Source organism: Silvanigrella aquatica (assembly GCF_001907975.1).
Taxonomy (GTDB): domain Bacteria; phylum Bdellovibrionota_B; class Oligoflexia; order Silvanigrellales; family Silvanigrellaceae; genus Silvanigrella; species Silvanigrella aquatica.
On the sequence record NZ_CP017834.1, the window covers coordinates 262,100 to 285,894 of the forward strand.

A 23,795-nucleotide genomic window follows, 5' to 3' on the forward strand; every position below is an offset into this window, starting at 1 on the left:
TTAACAAGAAAATAACCTTGTGATGGTGAGGAAACTCGTCTTATTTTTTATTTGCTGCAATTAAATTTAAGGCACTTCCTGCTTTAAACCAGCCAATTTGTTGTTCATTGAAAGTATGATTCAACATAATGCTTTCTGTTTGCCCATCAGCATGTTTAATGGAGAGAGTTAATTGCTTGCCTGGTGCGAGATCTTTCGCATTTAATGAGAAAGTATCGTCTTCACGAATTTTATCATAGTCCGCAGGGGTTGCAAAAGTTAAGGGCAGCATACCTTGTTTCTTTAAGTTTGTTTCGTGAATACGCGCAAAGCTTTTTACAACAATGGCCTTTCCGCCGAGGTGACGTGGCTCAAGAGCGGCGTGTTCGCGGGAACTTCCTTCGCCATAGTTTTCTTCACCGACAACAAGCCAGCCAATGCCTTGAGCTTTGTAGTCGCGCGCCGTTGCAGGCACGGCTCCTGTAACTCCAGAAGCTTGATTTTTAACCTTATTTGCTTCTCCATTAAAGGAGTTGATAGCGCCAATAAGAAGGTTATTAGAAATATTGTCGAGGTGACCGCGGAATTTCAACCAGCTACCTGCCATAGAAATATGGTCAGTAGTACACTTTCCTTTTGCTTTAATTAGCATGCGTAGATCGTTAAAGTCTTTATCTAGGCTCGGAGCGTTAAACGGGCTGAGAGCTTGTAAACGGTCGCTTTTTGGATTGATGGCAACGGTTATAGAGGAGCCATCTGCTGCGGGTGCAACGTAACCATGTTCGTCTTTTACAAAGCCTTTATCAGGAAGATCGAGTCCTTTTGGCGTTTGCAACATGACTTTTTCGCCCTTTTCGTTTGTTACAGGCTCTTTTGTGAAATCAATACTGAGATCACCCGCAAGTGCAAAACCAATTACGGTTTCAGGAGATGCAACAAAAGCGTGGGTTTTAGGATTTCCGTCGTTACGAGCTGTAAAGTTACGATTGAAACTTGTAATAATGGAATTTTTTTCTTGAGAACCATGGCGCTTCCATTGTCCAATACAAGGTCCACAAGCATTGGCCATGACGTTCGCGCCCATTTTGTCGAGGGCGCCCAATTGACCATCGCGTTCAATTGTCGCACGCACTTGTTCACTGCCTGGTGTGATTAAAAATTCACATTTTGCTTTGAGATTTTGTGTTGCTGCTTGTTTTGCAACGGTTGCTACGCGATCAATATCTTCGTAAGAAGAGTTTGTACATGAACCAATTAAAGCAGCACTTAATTTACTTGGCCAACCATTTTCTTTCACTGCTTTTGCAAATTGTGAAATAGGAGTGGCAAGGTCGGGAGTAAAAGGGCCGTTAATGTGTGGTTCAAGGGTGTCGAGGTCAATGGTAACAACTTGATCGTAGTATTTTTCCGGATTTTTTTCGATGTCTACATCTGCTTTGAGATAATCGGCAACGCCGTCTGCAAGGTTCGCAATTTCAGCTCTATCTGTTTTTTTAAGGTAATCAGCCATGCGCACATCATATGGGAAAATAGAAGTGGTTGCTCCAATTTCTGCTCCCATGTTGCAAATTGTGCCTTTGCCTGTGCAGGAGAGAGTTGCTGTGCCTGAACCAAAATACTCCACAATAGCGCCTGTACCGCCTTTTACTGTGAGAATTCCGGCAAGTTTTAGAATGATGTCTTTAGCTGAAGCCCAGCCTTTTAAAGAGCCTGTTAACTTTACGCCGATGAGTTTTGGAAACTTAAGTTCCCAAGGAATCCCAGCCATAACGTCCACGGCATCGGCGCCGCCAACACCAATAGCAATCATGCCAAGGCCACCGGCGTTTGGTGTGTGTGAGTCTGTACCAATCATCATGCCGCCTGGAAAAGCATAATTTTCAAGAACAACTTGGTGAATAATACCTGCGCCCGGTTTCCAGAAGCCAATACCGTATTTTTTTGAAACGTTGGCAAGGAACTCATAAACTTCTGAGTTTTCACGGTTTGCTGTGGCAAGATCTGTGGAGGCGTTGACTTCCGCTTGAATGAGGTGGTCACAGTGAACGGTGGAAGGCACGGCAACTTTAGGAATGCCTGCGGACATAAATTGTAAGAGTGCCATTTGAGCGGTGGCATCTTGCATAGCCACGCGATCGGGATAGAAGTCGACGTAGTCTTTGCCTCTGCCGAAATTATTGAGATCTGTGCCTTTTCCGCCATTTGCTGGTTTTAGGTGTGCATAGAGAATTTTTTCGGTCAAGGTCATGGGACGGCCAAGAAGCTTGCGCGCAGAGTCCACATTAGATTTGAAATTTGAGTATACTTTTTTAACCATATCAAGATCTTGAACCATAGAAAAAACCTCCTAAAAAACAGAAAAAAGCGTGCGTCTGCAACAACGCACTCCTTTTATCAAGATATCTCCTTGTCGGTAGGTATGAAACAAAGTGTGACACAATAATTTCTTACGACCTATAAAAAAACTCAATATCTCTGAGGTGGTAGATGAGGCTAAAAAAAAATTTCAAAAACGCTTGACTCTTTTCTTCTGAAAGCATACTTACCCGTTCACGGAAGAAATGGCCCTATCGTCTAGAGGCCTAGGACACCGCCCTTTCACGGCGGTAACACCGGTTCGAATCCGGTTAGGGTCACCATTACTCTTCAGATAAAAAAAGCCAACCTTACTAGGTTGGCTTTTTTGTTTTCATCGTATTTGTTTAATGCCCATAAATTTCAAGTTTCCAGCCATCTAAGTAGAATGTTTTATCCAAAGAACTGTTTGAAATAATAATTTTCCATTTTCCCTGTGATTGTTCTGCATAAAAAGCATTAGTTAAATAGGCTCCTATGTCTTTATAAGCAGAGGAATTATATTCGTTAACTGTGTACGATGCATTTTCAACTTTTAATTCGTCTGTGCTTAATCTAATCATAGAATTACCCGGATATAAAATTGTACTGCGTGTGCCGAGCTGTTTAGAAGAGATGTGGTCTGGAGAAACAAGTTGGATTGCAACACTATCCGCTTTTTCTGCATTAATATAAGGAGAAACTCGAACAGCATCAATGATCAGGTTTTCTTTAATTTCTAATTCACTTATAATACCTGAATTTGGAGGTATAACTTGATAATTAGTATGAAGCATATTTTTAATATGTACAATAGTTTTTCCTTTATATGGTGAAGGAATTTCATCGCGCTTCATTTTAAGAGCCATTTTAACTGCTTTATCAGCGTCCACAAGACCAAAACCATAGTAATTATGAAAAAAATAACCCGCCTTATTTTTAACCCATTCTATTTTCCAGAGATCCATAAAATTGCTAGAAAAATCTCCAATAATATTAAGAATTTTTATGCAATAGGGAATAGGATCGGGAGCAAGTATTTCTCTATTTGCAGTTTTAGCTAAAATATATTTTACATCCCAATAGCTTAAGTTTGGATTTGCTTCGAGTATTAAAGCAATGACACCACTGATCATGGGTGCTGCCATTGATGTGCCAGCAGCTTCTGTTGTATAAAAACCTTTCTTATTTTCTGGGAGCAAGCCTTTATCGAAATCTGTTTTTGCATTTTCATTTTTACTCTCTGGCATGGTTGTCGTTAAGATACGAATTGGGGTTGAAGTCTCTGCTTTGGAAGAGTGAATGAGATCTGAAGCTTTATCACCTGCAAACCCTGATATCCAAATATTTGAACCAATACTTGACCGATCGAATAGTATACCTTGGTGGTTTATACCTCCTACAGTAATGCGGTAAGGGTTTGATTTTTCAATGTCCATTGATGATAAATGTGGTCTAATTGCCTTAAAATAAGTTTTTGCTAAAGGGGAAAGTTTTTTTGAACTCTCAAGATTTTTAAATTCAAAATTATCAACCTCATTTTTGATAGAGGGATTTTTATTAAGATATTTTTGTGCTAATGCGTTAGCGCAAGTATAATTTCCAGAAGATCTTATAGTAAAAAAATTTTTTTCACTTATTTCAAGACTGTCAATATTTTCGTGTAAAAAATTAAATTCGAATCCTGAATATCCGAGGCTTTCACTGACGATTTGAACTTTATTTTTTTCTATATGATTATACAGCTTCAAAGCCATATCTTTATAAGAAATTTGATTTAAATTTTTTAAATAGGACATTACATTTGCAGAAGCTATTTTTGCATCAGGAGCAACGCCACGAAATCCATTTTCTTTTGTATAAGCGCCAGCTAAAATTCCTGCTACTTTAGTACCATGAGGATTTTCTTTTTTGTCTATTTTCGGTTTACTTACCTTTTTGCTACCTAAGGAAGAATCAGAAAAATCTAAAGAATAATTTTCTAGCAAATTGGGAGCCAAATTAGGATGATCAAAATAAACTCCAGTATCAACAACAAGAACTTTTACACCTTTTCCCGTATATTTTTGAGGGTAAGAAATATTAAGGTCAATTCCTTCTTTTAGCTTTTCATTAAAATAAGTCATTTGTCCTGTATTTTTTAAATACCACTGTTGATTAAATAAAATATCGTTCGCTGTTTCATTTGAATTTAATTTAGAACTGAATTGAGTAGAAGGAGTAACTCCTGAAATGGGTATATTGGAATTAGGATTTTTAAGCTCTTCTTTGGAGCAGCTATTAAAAAAAAATAATAATAAAAAGAATTTAAAGTTTCTAAAATTCATATTTTTTTTCCTAAAAGTTAAATTAATTCAACACAGGAAATCCATCAATCACTTCTATATTCACACTTTTTACAGTCGGACTTTGTTTCAAGATCTGAAATGTCTCGGAAATATTTTTCCCTTTTTTCATTCTTACGATCAGAATGTTGCTATTGGGATAATATGATATAAACTTGACTCCATGAATTTTTGAAAATTGTTTTGGGTTGTTTTCAAATTGAGCAAGTGTTATAATAAAATAACCATTGATAATCCCAATTTCTAACGTGTTTTTATCGATAGACACTAATGAAAAATTGGGATTGAAATTCTTGGCAGTGCCTTTCATTCCAAAATCACCTTCATTTATATAGTAAAAATGATCATCTTCCCAAAGAATTTTAGTATCAAATTTATTTATCTTCTTTTTATCGATAGCTAATGTTTTAGGGGCGAGAAACCATTCCTTTGTTCCAGGAACCGTTTTTTTAGAATTTGCTTTTAAATGGTTTTTAAAAGCAAATTCAGTATACTTCGTTTTATTTCGGTCATTTATTTTCTGAGGCTGTAAATCTTTAATAATTTGACTATCTTTTTTATTTTTCTCATTATCATTTAATGGGGTTTTTACATTGTCTTGTACTTGATTTGTCAGATTTAAAATGGTATCTGGTTTTTTGTCATTTTCATTATGCACATTTACTTTGTTAAACTTAAAAATGATAATAATAAAAATTATAGATAAAATGATAAATATTATAGTTTTTAATTTCAATTCAGCCTCCTTATTAATCTTATGAATATGATATGTCTAACAATGATAATTTGTCATCTTTCAAGATTTTGACATAATTTTAGGGAATATTTCTTGCTCATAACAAAACATAATTTTGAGAATTATTCTTCAGTTTTATTGAGGAATAATTTCAATGTCCATAAATCTCAAGTTTCCAGCCTTCTAAGTAGAATGTTTTATCCAAGGAATGATTTGTAATAATAATTTTCCATTTTCCCTTTGAGCGTTCTTCGAAAAAAGCATTTGTTAAATAGGCTCCTGAATTATCATTGAGATCCTTTTTATAATCGTCAACAGGGTAGGGCATATCTTCAATCACTGATTCATCTTCACTAAGCTGAATCATAGAATTTCCTGGGTATAAAATGGTACTATGTGTTCCGCGTTGCTGAGAAGTGGTTTCGTCAGGAGAAACAAGTTGGATTGATATGCTATCTGCTTTTGCCGCTAAAATATAAGGAGTAACTCGAACGCCGTCAATGTTGATATTTTCTGTAATTACTAATTCACTTGTAATGCTTGAATTGGGGGGAATAATTTGATTAGAATTATTCTGAATTTCAAGAGAATTCTGAATGCGTTGAACTTTTTTTCCTTGATAAGGTGAAGGAGTTACTCCATTTTTTATATTAAGAGCCATTTCAATTGCTCTATCCGTATCGACTAAACCAAAACCGTAATAATTATGAAAAAAATTTCCGGCTTTATTTTCAACCCAGCCTGTTTTCCAAAGATCCAAAAAATCACTTGAAAAGTCACCAATGATGCTGAGTATTTTAATACAACTAGGCAAAGGATCTGAAACAAGTTTGTTTCTATTCGCTGTTTTGGCTAAAATATACTTTACATCCCAATAGCTTAAGTTTGGATTTGCTTCTAACAATAAAGCAATGACGCCGCTTATCATGGGAGTGGCAAATGATGTGCCTGAAAGTTCTGTATTGTAATATCCTTCCCTATTTTCTGGGAGAAGGCGTTTATTAAAATAGGTCCCTCCATATGGCCGATTTATTGGAATAGTTGTTGTTAAAATTCCAACATATTTGGGATCGATATTCAATGAATCCTTGCTTAAGGTTGTTGACGAAGAGCCTCCTGAAAATCCTGATATCCAAATATTCGATCCAAAAGTAGAAGTATTATTAATTACTCCTTTATGGCTTATACCTGCAACAAGAATGCGGTAGGGATTCGATGCTGTTTTTTCCATTGTTGATATATGTGGTCGAATTGATTTATAATAATTTTTTACATTGTGAGGCAGCTCTTTCAAGCTTTCGTTATTATGGAAATTAAAATTCAGAAATTTAGCATCAATTGATGATTTGTTTTTATTATAAAATTTATTGGCTAAATCAGTCGAGCATGTTTGGTTACCAGATGCTTTCACAGTAATAAAATTTATTTCACTCATTCCGATAAAATCGCTATTATTGTGAGAAAAAGTATAAGAATAGGCCGCTGTACCATAGCTTTCATTTATTATTTGAATTTTATTATTTTCGACATGGCTATAAAGTTTTAAATCCATGTCTGAATATGAAATTTGATTATGGTCTATTACTTGAGATAAACGATTTGCAGAAGCTATATTTACGTTTGGTGCGACTCCACGGAATCCATTTTTTTTGGCTATGAGATCCTCCCAATATTCCTGCAACAAATGTTCCGTGGGTGTCATTAATTTTGTCTTTAATTTCTGGTTTATTTACGGGTATTTTACCTAGAGAGGAATCTGAAAAATCTAAAGAAAAGTTTGCTAATAAATTAGGAGCCAAATTAGGGTGGTCAAAATAAACGCCATCATCTGCAACTATTGCTTTAACTCCTTGTCCTGTATATATTTGAGGATAAGAAATATTAAGGTCAATCCCATTTTTTACTCTGAGATTAAAATAAGTCATTTGTCCTGTATTTTTTAGGTACCACTGCTGGTTAAATAATATATCAGGAGATAAACCTGTGTTACCATAGTTATTTATTTTATTATTTCTAGAGCAATTTAAAAAAATGAGAGAAATAAATAAAAATTTAATAATGCTTTTTGCTTTCACGTTATTCCTTTTTTTGTGTTTTTAATATGATAAAATAAATAGTAAATTTAATATTGAATTATTTTATTGATAGCCTCATTTTTGAAATATTGAGATGTCTCATTGCAGTGATTATCTGAATTTACTCATACAAGCAATCTATTTTATTATAATAGTATGAAGTAAATGTAAAGAGCTATTTTTATACAGCATTTTTTTATTAAAATTGATTTATTTCTTTTCTAAAATAATCTTTAGTAATAATAATTTCTATTAATATGTGGTGAGGAGTAATTTGGATTGAGTCTATTTATATTGAACGACTTTAATTATAAAGTATTATGTATTTATAATGTAAAAGTGTTAATTATTACAAAAAAATATTTATATTATTATAATATAAGATGAATAGATAAAGAATATTTATTTTTTAAATACCATTGTTGATTGAATAAAATATCGCCTTTTGCTTCATTTGATTTAGAGTTGAATTGAGGAGGCGGAATGACTCCTGAATGTGGTGTATCTGGGCATGAGTTTTTAAAATCTTCTTTGGAACAGCTATTTAAAAAAAGATATGAGAAAAAGAATATAAAATTTCTAAAATTCATTTATATTTCCTAATAATTAAACTAATCTAATATGGGAAATCCATCAAGCACTTCAACATCTACGTTTTTTATAGACGGACTTTGCTTCAAATTATGAAATGTCTCAGTAATATTTGTACCATTTTCCATTCTTATAATCATTGTGTTGCTTTTGGGGTAATATGAAATAAATTTTACACCATGGTTTTTTGCAAATTGTTTTGGATTATTTTCAATTTCTTTAAGTTTTAGAATAAAATAACCATTGATAATACCAATTTCTAAAGTATCTTTATCAATAGCTACCAGAGAATAATTAGGATTGTAGTTTTTTCCAGTACCTTTAATTCCGTACTCTCCTTCATTTATATAGTAAAAATTTTCGTCTTCCCAGAGAATTTGGGAATCAAATTTTATTATCTTCTTCTTTTCAATTGCTAAAGTTTTGGGAGCAAGAAGCCACTCATGAGTTCCAGGAACAGTTTTTTTAGAGATTTTTTTTAAGTAATTTTTAAACGATATTTCATTATATTTTGTGCTATTTATAACAGTTTTTAAATCAGTAATATTTTGAATATTATTTTTGTTTAAAACTTCGTTATTATTTTTTTTATTGTAATTTATTGTCAAACTTTCAATTTCATATGAAGGGAAAATATTGTTATAAATGGCCTCTATTTTTTTATCATCCCAAAAATTTTTTTTTATTTTATTAAATTTAATAATGATAGCCAGAAAAATTATAGAAATAAAGATAAATATTATTTTTTTTAATTTCAAATAGGCCTCCATATTAATATTATGAATATAATATGTCTTGCTATGATAATTTGTCATGTCTCAAAATTTTGACATAATTTTAGCTATCAAAAAAATAAATTAATTTATACCAAAATTAATATAAATATTATTCATAAAATGATATTTATATTAATTTTATTTCTGTTAAGATATTTTAGATCAGAGAAACTGGTTTGAATTCCATTGTAATAAGGATAAAATAATGACCAATGTAGAAAAAGTTTTATACCGTGCTCAAGCAACGGCAACGGGCGGACGAGATGGTAAGGCAAAATCATCAGATGGTATTTTAGAAGTGAGTCTTACGACTCCTAAAGAATTAGGTGGTGCGGGGGGAGTAGGAACAAATCCAGAGCAATTATTTGCAGCGGGATATTCTGCCTGTTTTCTTGGAGCTATGAAATTTGTTGCCGGAAGCAATAAAATAACTTTGCCTGCGGATACTTCCATCACAGGAATTGTAGGTATTGGTCCCATTCCAAACGGCTTTGGGGTTGAGGTTGAGCTTAAAGTTTTTTTGCCTGGCATGCAAAAAACGGCTGCTGAGGACTTAGTGCAAAAAGCTCATATTGTTTGTCCGTATTCCAATGCAACACGAAATAATATTCAAGTGAAATTAACGGTAAATGTTTAATATATATAGTTCAATCTTATCCGCCGAACATTCCATAATAATTTTTTATTTTACGAAGTAGAATTTTGGTAATAAATATCATTATAAAAAATAAAGGTAATAAATAATAAATAAATTCAAATTTTTTAAATTCAAAAATATACACCGGTAGAGCGGCACTTAATATCAAGGGAAAGCTTATAAGTAAGGTATAAAATACTTTTGAGTTGTAAATTGTGGGGGGAATAAGATTTAAACTAAAAACTTCGTGATGAATATATTCAACAGGAAGTTCTCTTTGAGCAAAAAGAGATAAAAAATTAAGCATAAAAATATAAATTAAATTTATAAAAATGAGAGTTCCTAAAATAAGAATAAGAAGTAATATTTCGTATATGCTGTGGAGTATTCCAATTTGAAAAGAATAATATAATATATATAGTAAAAACAAAAAAGAGAGTATTAATTTAGCAGGGGAAAAAAAGTAAATAAAAATTAAAAAATATAAGGGTATAGGGCAGCAAAGATAAGGAGCTATTTTTCCTGAAAATATCATTCTAAAAAAATCTGAGATAGATTTATTAAAAGATTCAATAGAAAAAAATATAAAAATATAAAACAAAAAACTTAAATAAAAACTATTTTTATTCCAATTTTCTAAATGATTAATATAAGAAAATATTGTGCTGAATAAAATCAATTGGAAAGAATAAAATATACAATTTGAAAATAAATCTCCAAAAAAATCGATTTTGTAAGAAAATTCTTTTTTAAAATTATAAATCATAGTGTGTATTAATAATTTAATATTCATTTATCCGCCGCTTGAATTATAAACATTTTTAGAAAGAGAAAGTAATTTATTAATAATTATTTTAAATAAAAAGTAATAAAATATATACATTATTGATAATTTAATGACTTTATGAAAACTGGGGTTTATAGCCATATCAGCAACCCCTGAGATAACAAGTCGAAACGGATTGTATTCCAAAAGAGGTTGCAGAATATTTGGCCAAAACTCTAAGGGAAGTATGATTCCACCAAGACAAAAAGTGAGTACGAAAAATGAAAAAGCTAAAAAATTGCTATTAATAACCCAAAAAGCTAAAATTCCAAAAATATAACCCATTTGAAAGCATATGTACTGGGAAAAATATAAAAATAAAACAAGTGGAAAAAAGTAAATAATATGGCTATAGATAAAAAAGGCGGGTATGAGAAAAATACATAATATTATAAGATATATTATATTTTGCCCATAAAAAAAGTTTTTATAATAGCTAAAATGAGTCATGGGTTTTACTAAGTAGCTATCAAATTCGCCACTTTTTATTTGTCCAGATATGATGTCAATAATATGCCAAGGATTATTCATTCTGCCCAAAATAACCGTAATAATAACATAAAATATAATTTTATCAAAAGTAAAATTATAGAATATTTGGTTTACATTACTATTAAAGGCATGGCTCCAAAAGCAAATTTGTATTAAGACAGGTACTGATATTCCAATAATAATATCAGTTAAAAACATACCACTATCAATATAAGTGCTTTTCATACTCACATTCATAAATTGGTAGATATTTTTAATTTTTAATCTATTCATATTCGAATTCTTCTTCGTTATTAAAATTTGCGGCTATATTAAACATATCTGCAATAATGTCTTCAAATGTCATTGCTTTAATTTCAAAAGAAACAATATTATTTGCCAAAAGAAAATTCAGAGTCTCTCTTTCATTTTCTTTTGGAATGGTTAATTTATATGAGTTTATGGTTTCTTTAAAAATTATATCGTTATTTTTTAAAATAGGATTAAAAATTTCTTTATTAATATTTAATTTTTTGACAATAATTTGGGTTTTATTTTTATAAGTGTTTTTTGTTTCAAAAGTTTTTTCAGAAAAGGCAATTTCACCATTAGATAAAACATGAATATAGTCACTACAATTTTCAATGTCAGTTGAGTCATGTGAGGTCATTATAAAGGAAGTTTTATTATGCTGTTTTTCATAATTGATAAACTCTCGTATTTGATTTTTTGACTCAATATCAACTCCAATAGTGGGTTCGTCTAAAAATACAAGCGCAGGAGAATGGAGTAAATTCATTAAAATATTTGATTTTACTCTTTGACCAAGACTCATAAACTTGACTTTAGATTCCATGCATTCTGATAAATTTAAAATATCTAAAAGATAATTTAATTTTTTATAATATTGTGCTTCATCAATATTATAAATTATTTTATGCAAAATTAAACTATCTATTAAAGGAAGATCCCAAACTAATGAGTTTTTGTGCCCAAAAACAACGCCAATATTTTTTAAAAAATGAGATTCTCGTAAATGGGGTTTAGATTGGCAAACGATGAGATCGCCACTAGAAGGGATTGTAATGCCAGTTAGTATTTTAATAAGAGTGGATTTTCCCGCGCCATTTCTTCCTAAAATAGCAATTGATTCTCCTTTATTTAATTGAAGGGTACAATTTTTTAATATATATTTTTTTATGTAATTTTTCTTGAAATAGAGCTTGATTTTTTTAAAAATATTTCTATTCTCATATGATTTCTTTTCAAGAATATATTTATTTATTTTATTTGCTATAAGTAAATTTTCCACAAAGACCTCTAAAATTTTTTTATATCAACCACTTTTTCCTTGAAATTCTAGCCAAAAAACAATTATTATTATTTTTATTGAAAGTCAAAAAAATTATAAAAAAAAATAAATGGTGAGCTATTAAATCAAACTGCTTATGCAACTGAGGCATTTTGTAAATAACATAAATATTGATATATTTGATTGAGGTTATAAAATGTTTTTGCTACAGGTAGTGCTTACTGTCGTTCGACCCTTTCGTCTAGTAGGTCAAGGACACCATCCTTTCACGATGGGAACATGGGTTCAAATCCCGTAAGGGTCACCAAATAGTCATTATAAAGGAAATAAATTTTAAATAATTAAGCAACTGAAGAAGAAGTTGGGGGTTGATTTTGTGGGATGATAAGGTCACCCACTTGGGCTTCAACAAATATTCTGAAAAGCTCTCCATCCAATTTTCCATTTTTAACTTCAGCAGCCAAAATATTTAAAGCTTTGTCGTAGGGAACGGCTTTTTTGTAGGGGCGGTCTTGGGCAACTAAGGCATCGAAAACATCTGTAATGGCCATCATTTTTGCTTGGACAGGAATGTTTTTATCCTTTAATTTCCGTGGATATCCAGAGCCATCAAGTCTTTCATGATGACCATAAACGATTTCAGGAATATCACGTAACTCATTTGACCAAGGGATTTGAATTAAAAAATTGTAAGAATGTGTTACATGACTTTCTATTTCTCTGCGCTCTGATTCACTTAATGATCCTCTTTTAATACTTAAAATATTAATTTCTTTTTCAGTTAATAGAGGTAAGGATTCTTCACCTACAATGATTTTGGTTGCTGCAATTTCAGAAATTTTTTCAAAAAATTCTTGGCTGAGTAATGCGGGTTCGTTGACATCAACAATGACATCCCAAAATTTGACGAGTTTATTTGTAACATTTTCTATTTCCAGTTTATATTTATCTATGTCTTTTTGATTTGGTGGCTCATTTTTTAGCATGAGATTTTTTATATAAGACTCTAATAAATGAATATGTAATTTGTCTCGAATAGAAAAAAATCGCGTGTGAATTTTATCTAATTCGTGACTAAAAAGTTTTTTTTCTTTATTTAATATATGTTCTCTTACGCCAATTTTTCCAAAATCATGTAATAACGATGCGTAGCGTATTTCTTCAATTTGAATTTTAGAAAATTCAAAGGATCCATAAATTCCAGTTGAGGTTTTATTCAGTGCTTCCGCAAGGCCTACTGTTAAGGTTGCGACGCGTTCGCTATGACCTTTTGTTGTAGGATCTCTTGATTCTATGGCAATAATACTTGCTGCCGTAAAAGATTCAAAAACTTTCTTTAAATCATTAATTAATTTTGCATGTTCAAGAGCAATTCCTGCTTGATTTGTAAATGATTCCACTAAATTGAGATCATGTGAATTAAATTTTGTGACATAGTTATCAATATCTAAGTGTTTATCTAAAGTATTTGCCTCAGAAAGTCTTTTATTAATTAAAATCACAAAGCCATCGACTTCTCCAGAGGGGAGCTGAATGGGAAAAGCACAATAAGATTTTATTTTGTATGTTTTATGATCAAATTCAACTTCGGGAAGGTGGGGATTTTTTTTGAATCCAACTATTTTGTTATTTTTTTTATCAGAAATAATTTCATCAAACCAAGAAACACTAACTTTTTCTTCAACCATTATTTTTGTTAAATGAGAGTGGTCAATATCGAGTGGCTGTTTTTTTAAAAATAATTTTTGACTATTTAATATTTTAGATTTTTGAATAAATTTTAAAGGTTTATTAAGTATATGAGCCGTATTTGCTTCTTTTGGTTCAGCAGGAGGATCAAATATATTATCTTTTATAAGAATAAAACCCGCATCTGCTGTTGTAATTTCCATGCTCTTTTTTAATACGAGATCTAAAAATTCTCCTGCAAAAAAAGATTTGTGAGTCATAGCCTGACTGATGTCTTTCATGGCTTGGCTTTCCAAATCTCTTAATACAGAAAATGAAGATAAATAGTCATAACTTGAATGTAAAAATAAAAAGTATATTGCATTTTTGACTTCATGATAAAATTGCTGCTTTGTAATAGGATATTTTAAATCGGCTAAGATGTTAAGATCTTTATAAATCGAAAGAATTTTTTTTCTAAGTAATATTGTAGGAATTTCATTTTTATTTTCAATTAATATAAAGCCTGTATGTTTAGAGTTGGTGCCATATTCCATAAATTTTTTTAATTCATCTCTATTATTATAATATTGCTGTGGAGTTAAAATAAATAATTTTAAATTTTCGGGATCTGACTTTTGAATTAAAAATTCTTCTTGAATGTTACTTTCTTTTACATTGACTCTGAGTTCATTAATTTCTGATAAAGATAATTTGATATCAAAAGGTTTACAAAACAGAATCACATCAATGTTATGAAACGGTGAAATCGACACAATATTTCTCCAGGCCTGCTAAGCTTTAGAGCATAAATCCATGTTTCATTCGGTTATTTTCTTAAATAGGAATAGGAAATTATTATATATTTTCTTAAGAATTTGAAAGTAGGAAGAAATGTTTAGGAATCAAACCGAGCTAAATTATGAAACGATGTGAAACTGCTTTGAAAGGCTAGCTTGACGGTATCTATGGAGCCATGTCTATTTTTTCCAATAATAATTTCAGCAATCCCTTTATCAGGGCTGTCTTTATTATAAACTTCGTCACGATAAACAAATAAAATTTGATCGGCATCTTGTTCAATAGAGCCCGATTCACGCAAATCTGAGGGTCTGGGGCGTTTGTCGGGGCGTTGCTCTAGGCCACGATTGAGCTGAGAGAGGGCAATAACGGGGCAACTTAATTCTTTTGCTAAAGATTTTAAACCCATACTGATAATTGATATTTCTCTTTCTCGGTTTTGTGCCCCTTTTGCTGATGTATTTGCAGACATCAATTGCAAATAGTCTACAATAATCATGTCTAAACACCCTTTTTCGCGTTTCACTTTGCGGCAGCGGCTGGCTAAATCGATAATGCTGATTCCTGGGGAGTCATCTAGTAAAAGTTTATCTGTTTGAAAGGAAGCGGCTTCAGGGTATAAACGTGCCAATTCTTCGCTGGTCATTTTACCATCGCGAAATTTATGGGATTCAATTTTTGCTGCTGTGGCAAGCATTCTTTGCATTAACTGGGCATTGCTCATTTCAAGGCTGAAAAAGGCCACCGTTTTTTGATGCAAAAATACGGCGTTGCTCGCAAAATTTAAAGCCAAAGAGGTTTTTCCCATAGCGGGACGAGCCGCTAAAATAATTAAGTCTGAAGGTTGAAAACCTGCAGTGATTTTATCCAAGTCCGTAAACCCACTTGGAATCCCTGTAATTTTACCCGGATTTTGGAATATTTTTTCGAGATCGAGAATGGTTTCTCGAACAACTTGAGCTGAAGGAATTAAGCCCGTGGTAATGCGGGATTCTGCTAATTGGGTAAATTTCGATTCCGCATAGCTGAGGAACTCATCTACATTAGCTCCGGCAACTTTTTTGCCACGCGCTACAATTTCGGCACAAGCCTCAATAACAATGCGAAGTTCCCAGTATTTTTTGACCTCATCAAGCCAATAGCCTAAGAGCTCAGGTCTGGCATTAAACTCAAGAAGTCTACGGACACCTTCCAGATCTCCTACTTTAAGATTATCGCCTTTTTCTCTGAGTTTGCCATAGACTAAAGTCACATCTGCGGGTGTGTTCTCTGCTACAAGTTCCCGCATAGCAGAAACAATAATTCTATGCTGAGGGTCAAAAAAATAGTCTGGTATGAGTTTGTCTGTAAATCCAAAAATGCTTGAAGGTGTGGCGAGAATAGTTCCAAGAACCGCCTGTTCTGCCTCGCGGGAATGAGGAAGGCCGGCGATACTAGGTGTATTTTGTAAGGAAGTGTTCATGGACAAACCTATCAAATGTGGAAACCGATAGCTTTTTAAAAAAAAGCTATCTGGAAGCTATATTAGAATTCGATAGAGATGAACACGGCAAATCATATTCAAAAATTACCTAGCTTCTACAGAGATTTCTTCCAAGCGGTTATTATTATTATACGTTGCTCTTGACTGAGAATTTTCTGAGCTTCTCAATGCTTTACGTAGATCTTTGGGTTCAATAGAAAATTCTTTTAATTTTCTATGTAAAGTATTGCGGTTGCAACCTAACACATCGGCTGCTTTGCTCTGATTTCCTTTTGTTTTCTTTAAAACTAAAGCAAACAGGGGTCTTTCCACATGAGCTAAAACAGTTTTTAAAATGTCATTTGGTGAATCTTCATCAAACTTTTCAAATAAATTATAAAGTTTCCAATAGACAAGCTTTTCAAGGCTGGTTTCTTCTATAAATAGCTTGAATTCGTCAGGACAGGATGAAAAGCTAAGAAGTTTATCATTCGCCATTGGTGAGTTGTCGTTTTCATCCGCCGGTCCTTGGACAGTTGCTCCCTCTATTGTTCTATTTAGGTTTTCAGAATTCATGTAATATTCCTTTAAAACAAATATAAATTCCCAGTTGTAGCAGAACAGTGTCAACGCGGTGGGACAATGCCTCAACCTAAGTCAACTCCAATCATAGGCTCAGGACTGGTTTAACACGAGTTACAGAAGTGTCAACCAATGTAGCACTCCCCTTCTTTTTTTGACCTTGCCTAAGTAAGAAAATCGTCTTAGGCTAGGCCGCTGCCAAAATTGAAGGCAAAGGATATAAAGGAAAAAGAGGATTTTTTATGGGTTTTAACTGTGGGATTGTGGGTCTTCCAAATGTGGGAAAATCAACCTTATTTAATGCCGTGACACGAACGGCAAATGCTCAAGCGGCAAATTATCCCTTTTGTACAATTGAGCCAAATGTGGGTCGCGTTGCCGTACCCGACGAGCGTTTAGATAAAATCAACGGAATTATAAATGCGAAGAAGGTCATTCCTACTTTTATGGAGTTTGTTGACATCGCAGGGCTCGTAAAAGGAGCCAGTCGTGGTGAAGGTTTGGGAAATCAATTTTTAGGGCATATTCGTCAGGTCGATGCTATCGTTCATGTTGTCAGATGCTTTGAAGATTCCAATATCACCCACGTGGATGGTTCAACCGATCCCGCTCGTGACGTTGATACCATTAATACGGAATTAGTTTACTGTGACTTTGAAACAGTAAACAAAAGTATTGAAAAAATGGCACGTTTATTAAAAAATAACGATAAAAAAATCCTTGTTGCAAATGAATGTGCGCAAAGACTAAAAGCTCACTTAGAACTTTTAAAGCCAGCAAGATCATTCCAAACTTTAAACGAAGATGAGGACAGCTACTTACAAAGTCTTCACTTAATTACACGCAAACAAGTTCTTTATGCAGCAAATGTTAATGAAAATGAACTTTCTGATAATGGCAACAGCTCAAAACATGTGAAAGCATTAAGAGAAATTGCTGAAAAAGAAGGCTCTAAAGTTGTTGTTGTTTCTGCACGTCTTGAAGAAGAATTAGGACAGCTTGAAGCTGAAGATGCAAAGTTATACATGGATGATCTTAAAATTTCCGAGCCAGGTTTAGATAGGCTTATAAAAACCGGCTATTCTCTTCTCGGACTAATGACTTATTTTACAGCAGGTGTTCAGGAAGTACGCGCTTGGACAATACCTAAAGAATGCAAAGCGCCCCAAGCAGCGGGTGTCATTCATACGGATTTTGAAAAAGGATTTATTTGCGCAGAAGTATATGCGTACGATGATCTTGTTCGATTAGGAAGCGAAGCTAAAGTAAAGGAAGCTGGGTTATATAGAAAAGAAGGTCGTGATTACGTTTGTAAAGACGGTGATATTATGAACTTCTTATTTAATGTGTAACAACGCCTCTTTTTAAACAGAGATGTTCAATGGGACAAGTTTCGCATTTTGGGTTTCTTGCGGTACAGTGGTATCTTCCTTGAAATATTAATAAATGATGGGCTTTTATAGCGTATTTCTTAGGAAGTGCCTTTAAAAGCCCTTCTTCTATTTCCAATCTATTTTTGGTTGCAGGAACAAGGCCAATGCGTTGAGAGACACGTTCCACGTGGGTATCAACTGCCATAGTTGGCATGCCGCATAAGACATTTAATATTACGTTGGCTGTTTTGCGTCCTACGCCGGGAAGCTGTTCCAAATCAGTCCTATTGAGAGGAACTTTTCCATCAAAGTTTTCTTGTAGCATATTTGCTAATTTTAAACAATTTTTAGCTTTTGTGGGAGCAAGTCCAATGCTGCGAATGGTATTTAAGAATTTTTCCTCACCCATTTTTACCAAATCTTGTGCTGAAAATTGAGGATATTGAGTATATAAAGGATTGAGTGCTTTATTCACAGATTTATCTGTTGCCTGAGCACTTAAGACGACAGCAATTAATAATTGAAAGTGATTATTGTGCTCGAGTTCGCATTTTGCATCGGGCCAGGTTTTGTTTAATATTGAAAAAACTTCTTCAATTTTCTTTTTTTCCATTATTTTGAATTCTTTCACTTCGCATAACCCCATTCTCGTAATGCATTTTGCAGGGCGGCTCCTGCGCCTGTTCCTTCTATCTGTTCGACCTGTTCGCTGGAAAGGGTTTTTTGAATAACGACGGGTTTATCTTTGGAAGAATAGTTTAATTCAATAATTCCATCGGGCGGGGGAAAAAAGGAGCAAGCTTGATTTTGTAAAGTATCGACTAGTAAATGTGACTGAGTTTTATTGCCATTGGGACAAATTAAGGGAGTTATATCCTGAGCTAATTTAATTTCGCTGGGGGTGGTATCGCCTAAGTTAATCCAAACTCCTTCGTCATTGTTTATTTTTCCTGAGAAAGTATAACTTATTTTATTGAGCTCTTTTTTCTCAATTACTTTAATTCCTTCAGGAATTAAAGTAACGACCGGATTGCTCCCCTTATCATTTCTATTGAGAATAATTTCTAAATTAAAATCCCCTGAATATTTTGCGGTAAAGCGTATAATTTTATGTGAAGGAGAATATCTATAATAAGCATTTCGTAGATTTTTTAAATTTTCTCCAGTAATCATGGGCAAAAGTTTTTCAGTATGCTCTTTTAAATTAACAGAAGAAAAAATCTCGGGTTGATACCAACTGATTTTTTCACTCCATGGATTGTGAGTTAAATATAATTTGACACTATCCGGAGTCAATTGTCTTACATATTTCATAGGATTATTTGCAAAACTTTCACCCCAGTATAAAAGACCAGCATATTTATGGCCTTCAAAATAGATACTTTTTCTTTTATTTAGATGCTCTTCAAATGTGATATTTGAATTTTCATTTAAAGCGGGAGTTAAATTTATTCCGCGCCAATTTTCATTTGGCTTTGTACCGCCTGCAAGTTCATATAATGTGGGAAATAAATCTACATGAGCCGTCGGTGTTGTAATTTCAGTTCCCTTCAAATGATTATTTTTTGCAAGATGTAAAATTAAAGGAACACGCACTTCTTCATCGAGTAATGAATTTCCTTTATCAGCATAAGCACCATCAAGATTTTGATTAACTCCTGAAAAATAATACCAAGGTTGCACATCTAATTGCGCACCATGATCTGCTGTTATAATTATGTCAACATCTTTTTCTAATCCTAAATCCTTTAATTTTTGCATGATATTTAAAAATTCATCATCCCAGTAGCGACTTACGCCATTGTATAGTTGTTTTTTTTGATTTAATCCAAAGGGTTTTGAAAGTAATTTTTGAAAATCAATTTTTTCTAATGGTGGTTTATAAGGCCCATGAGCGGTATTATAATGTAAATATAAAAAGAAAGGAGCGTCGCCATAATTTTCAAGCCAATTTCCCATGTTTTCTGTTATTTGACGGGCTTCATATTCAGGAATTTCAGAAATGATAGCATTGTGAAAACCTAAATCAACGCCGCCTTGCATAGCCTCAGAAAATAAAGAAAGCCAACCAATGCCGCCGACCCTATATCCTAAATTTTGCATTGAAGTTGCGAGCGTAGGAATTTGTTTATCGTAGAAATTTTTGCGCATAGCAGCATCGGCTGCATAGGTAAATGCAACTGATCCAACATCTCTCGAATATCGCGAAGTCATTAAGGGAATAATACTGGGTACAGTCATATTTGCCTGTGCTCTGTGTTCTAAAAATTTAATTCCTTCTTTTTTCGCATATTCATTTAAATTCGGCATGATATCGGGATCATAAGCTGTTTTAGTTCGCAAAGTATCAACTAAAATAAAAATAATTCCTCTTCTTTTTGGAGGTTGAATCACTGTTCTTTCAAAACTGAAATCACCTAATGCAAAAATACAATTATTATTTGTAAGATCTTTTCCTTTAGAATTGGGATAATTTATTTTAAAAGATTTCATGTAATCAGGATCAGTTGTTGGTTGTAGATCTTTATTATCTTCTCCATTATGAGCTTGTTTGATTTCTTTGACTTCAGCTCTTATCTGTTTTGGAGGTGATTTTAAATTAACAATAAATTCTTCAGCTTTTCCAATATAAGGAGTGCTATTGGGAACAAATCTTTCATTCCAAGATGCCGAAAGAGATCCGGGAGTTCTAGGTTTAAATTTTGGTTGCGTTGTTTGGGTAATATTTGCAATAATATTTCCAGATTGATCTTGAAGTTCAATTTGACATTGATAACTGGAATCATCTTTTGATGGAAATAAATAATATTGAATGCGAAGTCGATTTCCATGTTCTACTTCTATTGGAACATTTTTTAATTGAGATATATATAGAGGAGAAGATTCTCCAACTATAAATCCCCGAATAAGATTTAATTTTGCAGGATAATAACCAATTCCTAAATGAACTAATCCGGGAGGTGAGTTTGGCTCCATTACGGGAGAAACATTAACACCACGTGAATTTTCAGGATCAATATAATTAAAATGATTTTTTATATAATAGGAATCTTCCATGTTTAAAAAAGGAGCTTCTGTATATAACCAATCTGTTCTAATATTGGATTTTTCATTCAGCTTCATTTTTATTGGAGTATAACCGACTCTTTCAGGAACAGGAAGTATGCCTCTTATAATAATGAATATTAATATTGGAATAGTAATAATGAAAAAGGCAACAATGGTTTTAAATACAATCAATAACCAAAAACGATTTTTTGATAGAATATGAATTATTTTTTCAAATAATTTTCTTAACCATAATGGTCCCTTACGGAAAGAATATCTTTCACCTTTTATATCATAAATAAGAACTTGTCTTTCATAAGCTCCTAAAGCACTTGCGGGCATTCTATTTTTAATTTTAACCAATCCAGGTAATTTTATTCCGCGAAGCGCCAGTGATAAAGCAATGCGTCCATAAAAATAGACAAGAGATAATTTTAAAACTCTTACGGGTCTTAAAATAATACGAATATAATGTCTTTTTAATCGCAATTTTTTCATTGGCTAATATTCTCCGCATAGAAAAATGAACCATTACCATTGGGTACAATTTCAACGCCGCGGGAAGTTAAATATTTGTTCATATGATTTAACATTTCTAATGCAATTATTTTGTATTTATTAGATTCTAAGGAATCTTCAATTAAATTGTTTTTAGCGCTGTGATCCGTTCTTAAGTAAAGTGACAAATTAACACCTATTGGTGTGGTTCTCGCAATAAGACGATATGTTTCGTTAACCCACGCTCTTTCTTTTACTCCTGGAATAGCTTGTGAGTAAGTGGGACGCACAATAAATTCAAAATTCATACCTGCATCGATGTCAAGAAGAGCTGTGACACCGGGGTACATGATTCGAGGAAAGTGTTCCGGAGTTTGATTTCCAGAAGTGAACCAAATTCCTGTTTCCATGTAAGCTGAATCTGATGGAAAATCCGGTATTTTTTCTTTAGTATCGAGTAAGGGTTCTCCATCTAAGCTTTCTTCATTTAAATTCACATTAATTCTTCTTGCAATTGTGGGTGCAATATCAATAGAGCGAACAATTTGTTTGACATCATTATCTTGTAAAACAGTTTGTGCATTGCCATTTAAAAATATCACAAGTGGTGTTACGTTAGAGAATTCTCCTGCAACTCCATCTCCGTGCCCCATACCTAATTGGCCTTCATATAAATTTTCCCCGTGATCACCAAAAATAAGAATAACAGAATTATTGAGCCAACCTTTTACTTGTAATTGCTCATATAGAGTTTTTAAAGTGTGATCAATGGCATTTAACCCACCATCGTAAAGAGCGATAGTTTGTGTTTTTACTTCATCTGAAATATTTAATTTAATATTGTCGCCTATTACATTTTGATCGGGAGTTTTTCTAAAAATCAAGTGATTATTATGAATTTGATTTTGGAATTTTGCATACCAAGGCCCTGGAGAGGCATAAGGAAAATGAGCTGATGAAAAAAATGTTGTTAAAAAAACAGGTTTTGAAACATTGGCAACACGGTTTAAACTTCTAGAAATTGTATTTGCAACGAGTCTAGGATCGGCAATTTCGGGAGTTTCTAATAGAGAAGGTAATACGCGTTGCATATTTGGTAATGTTAGAATGGCTTGAATCGGACTGAGGGCTGCAAGTATTCCATTTTCAACAAGTGCTTCTAAATTTGAAGTAGGAGCATTCACTTCTGTTGCTCCAAAAGGATATCTTGGAAAAATATCACCAGCAAAATCGGAGACAAATATTGTGGAATAACCACTGTCTTTTGCAGCAGAAAAAATAGTTTCTTTTTTTTCAATTTTAGTGCTGCGTGGCGGAAACATGGAGCGTACCCCCGTTTTTGAAGCATATGTTCCTGTGGCAATTTCAACCCAACTTGGAAATGTTCTTGGAATTCCTACAAGCATAGGTTTAAAAAGCGCTGCTTTAGGTAATTTGCTTTTTAAAAAGGGCATGACATGTGAAAAATTTTCATCAGCAAGTCTGTCATAACGCAGGCTGTCAATGGCAAAAATAAAAACATGGGGTCGAGCTTGTTTTGTTGAGTTTTTAGGAAGATCAATTCGGAATGAAGATGAAATATTATATAAAAAAACAGTTCCAAAAATAAAGAATATTAAAAATGACATACCTTGAATAGAAAATATTCGAGATTCGTTATCAAGTTCATCAATGTTAATACTTGAACGCGCTTTTTTTACAATTCTACTTTGCTTTGTTAAATATCGCATGTGAATCATAAGATTTATAAAAAAGGCGAAAAAACTAACAATAAAAGGTAACCATTCTAATAGAGCTCTTCTTTTTGAGTCTTCTTTTAGAGTAGAAATGAATTGAATAAAATCTCTAAAAAAGTTTAAATTTTGAGTTATCAACCAGTTTTCACTTACTCCCGGATAAAGAGAACATACTCTAATTATAGCTGAGAAAAAGAAAATAAACCCGAAAAATAATTTATATTTTATAGAAAATGAAGAGGAAACAAACTGCAATCCTAAACAAATTACTAATGTTACAAATAAAATTTTAAAAAGAGATATTAATACAAGATTAGGTTGACTTTTAATTATAATAAAAAAAATAGAAGAAGTGTTTTCTCCCATGTATGAAAAATGAGATGAAAATAATAAAGAAACAAGAAAAAATGGGATAAGAAAAACTAAACTTTCCAGTAGATACCGAAACCAAAATATTTTCCAAATTTTTACCGTCAACATCTTAACACCTTTATCTCTTAAAAAGTAACTCGCGTGCTAAACTCCCAAAAGTATCCTTTAAATGG

18 protein-coding genes and 2 tRNA genes are annotated in these 23,795 nt (G+C 32.8%); 4 read left to right on the plus strand and 16 right to left on the minus strand.

Going from position 1 to position 23,795, the window contains the following annotated elements; translation table 11 throughout:
* Positions 1-40 precede the first annotated feature (40 nt).
* Complete coding sequence (locus AXG55_RS01130; protein ID WP_148696319.1) at positions 41-2,314, minus strand: aconitate hydratase; 2,274 nt, start codon at positions 2,312-2,314, stop codon at positions 41-43.
* A 228-nt stretch (positions 2,315-2,542) separates the two neighbouring features.
* On the opposite strand from AXG55_RS01130, the gene AXG55_RS01135 reads away from it, so the two are divergent.
* A tRNA-Glu gene (locus AXG55_RS01135) sits at positions 2,543-2,618 on the plus strand.
* Positions 2,619-2,681: 63 nt separating this feature from the next.
* On the opposite strand, the gene AXG55_RS01140 is transcribed toward AXG55_RS01135, so the two are convergent.
* From AXG55_RS01140 to AXG55_RS01160, 6 genes are all read right to left on the minus strand, one after another.
* On the minus strand, positions 2,682-4,640 hold the full coding sequence (locus AXG55_RS01140) for a S8 family serine peptidase (RefSeq protein ID WP_148696320.1): 1,959 nt from the start codon (positions 4,638-4,640) through the stop codon (positions 2,682-2,684).
* A gap of 22 nt (positions 4,641-4,662) precedes the next feature.
* A complete protein-coding gene (locus AXG55_RS01145) occupies positions 4,663-5,394 on the minus strand; it encodes a hypothetical protein (RefSeq protein ID WP_148696321.1) in 732 nt (243 codons plus the stop codon).
* Between the two features lie 151 nt (positions 5,395-5,545).
* Positions 5,546-7,075 carry a S8 family serine peptidase gene (locus tag AXG55_RS01150; RefSeq protein ID WP_233231286.1) on the minus strand — a complete coding sequence of 510 codons (1,530 nt, stop codon included), beginning with the start codon at positions 7,073-7,075 and terminating at the stop codon, positions 5,546-5,548.
* Positions 6,966-7,469: a S8 family serine peptidase gene (locus tag AXG55_RS14760; RefSeq protein WP_233231287.1), complete on the minus strand. Its 504-nt coding sequence runs from the start codon at positions 7,467-7,469 to the stop codon at positions 6,966-6,968. Before AXG55_RS14760 ends, AXG55_RS01150 begins: the two co-directional genes overlap by 110 nt.
* 371 nt (positions 7,470-7,840) lie before the next feature.
* A complete protein-coding gene (locus tag AXG55_RS01155; protein ID WP_148696323.1) occupies positions 7,841-8,059 on the minus strand; it encodes a hypothetical protein in 219 nt (72 codons plus the stop codon).
* 21 nt (positions 8,060-8,080) lie between these two features.
* Positions 8,081-8,818: a hypothetical protein gene (locus AXG55_RS01160; protein WP_148696324.1), complete on the minus strand. Its 738-nt coding sequence runs from the start codon at positions 8,816-8,818 to the stop codon at positions 8,081-8,083.
* Positions 8,819-9,041: 223 nt separating this feature from the next.
* Between AXG55_RS01160 and AXG55_RS01165 the strand changes: the two genes are divergently transcribed.
* Positions 9,042-9,473: an organic hydroperoxide resistance protein gene (locus tag AXG55_RS01165; protein ID WP_148696325.1), complete on the plus strand. Its 432-nt coding sequence runs from the start codon at positions 9,042-9,044 to the stop codon at positions 9,471-9,473.
* Positions 9,474-9,489: 16 nt separating this feature from the next.
* Here AXG55_RS01165 and AXG55_RS15100 read toward each other — a convergent pair whose 3' ends face one another.
* The 3 genes from AXG55_RS15100 to AXG55_RS01180 are packed head-to-tail and all read right to left on the minus strand — an operon-like array spanning position 9,490 to position 12,082.
* Positions 9,490-10,266, minus strand: a complete 777-nt coding sequence (locus AXG55_RS15100; protein ID WP_148696326.1) for an ABC-2 family transporter protein — start codon at positions 10,264-10,266, stop codon at positions 9,490-9,492.
* The gene (locus AXG55_RS01175; protein ID WP_148696327.1) at positions 10,267-11,064 is read right to left on the minus strand and encodes a hypothetical protein; all 798 of its coding nucleotides are present in this window, start codon (positions 11,062-11,064) and stop codon (positions 10,267-10,269) included. It abuts the gene before it with no gap.
* Positions 11,057-12,082: an ATP-binding cassette domain-containing protein gene (locus AXG55_RS01180; RefSeq protein ID WP_233231288.1), complete on the minus strand. Its 1,026-nt coding sequence runs from the start codon at positions 12,080-12,082 to the stop codon at positions 11,057-11,059. The genes AXG55_RS01175 and AXG55_RS01180 overlap by 8 nt, the downstream gene beginning before the upstream one ends.
* Positions 12,083-12,312: 230 nt before the next feature.
* Between AXG55_RS01180 and AXG55_RS01185 the strand changes: the two genes are divergently transcribed.
* Positions 12,313-12,389 (plus strand) — tRNA-Glu (locus AXG55_RS01185).
* Between the two features lie 34 nt (positions 12,390-12,423).
* Here AXG55_RS01185 and AXG55_RS01190 read toward each other — a convergent pair.
* The 3 genes from AXG55_RS01190 to AXG55_RS15005 form a co-directional block, all read right to left on the minus strand.
* Positions 12,424-14,526 (minus strand): HD domain-containing phosphohydrolase, encoded by a 2,103-nt coding sequence (locus tag AXG55_RS01190; protein WP_148696329.1) that lies wholly within the window; start codon positions 14,524-14,526, stop codon positions 12,424-12,426.
* Positions 14,527-14,648: 122 nt separating this feature from the next.
* Positions 14,649-16,013, minus strand: coding sequence for a replicative DNA helicase (dnaB, locus tag AXG55_RS01195; protein ID WP_148696330.1), 1,365 nt, complete (start codon positions 16,011-16,013; stop codon positions 14,649-14,651).
* Positions 16,014-16,118: 105 nt separating this feature from the next.
* Positions 16,119-16,589 carry a helix-turn-helix domain-containing protein gene (locus AXG55_RS15005; protein ID WP_148696331.1) on the minus strand — a complete coding sequence of 157 codons (471 nt, stop codon included), beginning with the start codon at positions 16,587-16,589 and terminating at the stop codon, positions 16,119-16,121.
* A 248-nt stretch (positions 16,590-16,837) separates the two neighbouring features.
* On the opposite strand from AXG55_RS15005, the gene ychF reads away from it, so the two are divergent.
* Positions 16,838-17,947 carry a redox-regulated ATPase YchF gene (gene ychF, locus AXG55_RS01205; protein ID WP_148696332.1) on the plus strand — a complete coding sequence of 370 codons (1,110 nt, stop codon included), beginning with the start codon at positions 16,838-16,840 and terminating at the stop codon, positions 17,945-17,947.
* Here the strand turns inward: ychF and nth are convergent.
* From nth to AXG55_RS01220, 3 genes are read right to left on the minus strand one after another with little or no spacing between them, the layout of a single operon-like run.
* Complete coding sequence (gene nth / locus AXG55_RS01210; RefSeq protein ID WP_233231289.1) at positions 17,937-18,599, minus strand: endonuclease III; 663 nt, start codon at positions 18,597-18,599, stop codon at positions 17,937-17,939. The two genes, ychF and nth, sit on opposite strands and share 11 nt — an antisense overlap.
* Positions 18,596-21,514, minus strand: a complete 2,919-nt coding sequence (locus AXG55_RS01215) for a sulfatase (RefSeq protein WP_148696333.1) — start codon at positions 21,512-21,514, stop codon at positions 18,596-18,598. Before AXG55_RS01215 ends, nth begins: the two co-directional genes overlap by 4 nt.
* Positions 21,511-23,730, minus strand: a complete 2,220-nt coding sequence (locus tag AXG55_RS01220) for a sulfatase-like hydrolase/transferase (RefSeq protein ID WP_148696334.1) — start codon at positions 23,728-23,730, stop codon at positions 21,511-21,513. The genes AXG55_RS01215 and AXG55_RS01220 overlap by 4 nt, the downstream gene beginning before the upstream one ends.
* Positions 23,731-23,795 lie beyond the last annotated feature (65 nt).

Excerpts from the sequence above, each read along its gene's own strand:
- AXG55_RS01130 (WP_148696319.1), bottom strand. The coding sequence starts at position 2,314 with ATGGTTCAAGATCTTGATATGGTTAAAAAAGTATACTCAAATTTCAAA.
- AXG55_RS01140 (WP_148696320.1), bottom strand. The coding sequence starts at position 4,640 with ATGAATTTTAGAAACTTTAAATTCTTTTTATTATTATTTTTTTTTAAT.
- AXG55_RS01155 (WP_148696323.1), bottom strand. The coding sequence starts at position 8,059 with ATGAATTTTAGAAATTTTATATTCTTTTTCTCATATCTTTTTTTAAAT.
- AXG55_RS01165 (WP_148696325.1), top strand. The coding sequence starts at position 9,042 with ATGACCAATGTAGAAAAAGTTTTATACCGTGCTCAAGCAACGGCAACG.
- AXG55_RS15100 (WP_148696326.1), bottom strand. The coding sequence starts at position 10,266 with ATGAATATTAAATTATTAATACACACTATGATTTATAATTTTAAAAAA.
- AXG55_RS01175 (WP_148696327.1), bottom strand. The coding sequence starts at position 11,064 with ATGAATAGATTAAAAATTAAAAATATCTACCAATTTATGAATGTGAGT.
- dnaB (WP_148696330.1), bottom strand. The coding sequence starts at position 16,013 with ATGAACACTTCCTTACAAAATACACCTAGTATCGCCGGCCTTCCTCAT.
- AXG55_RS15005 (WP_148696331.1), bottom strand. The coding sequence starts at position 16,589 with ATGAATTCTGAAAACCTAAATAGAACAATAGAGGGAGCAACTGTCCAA.
- ychF (WP_148696332.1), top strand. The coding sequence starts at position 16,838 with ATGGGTTTTAACTGTGGGATTGTGGGTCTTCCAAATGTGGGAAAATCA.
- AXG55_RS01215 (WP_148696333.1), bottom strand. The coding sequence starts at position 21,514 with ATGAAAAAATTGCGATTAAAAAGACATTATATTCGTATTATTTTAAGA.
- AXG55_RS01220 (WP_148696334.1), bottom strand. The coding sequence starts at position 23,730 with ATGTTGACGGTAAAAATTTGGAAAATATTTTGGTTTCGGTATCTACTG.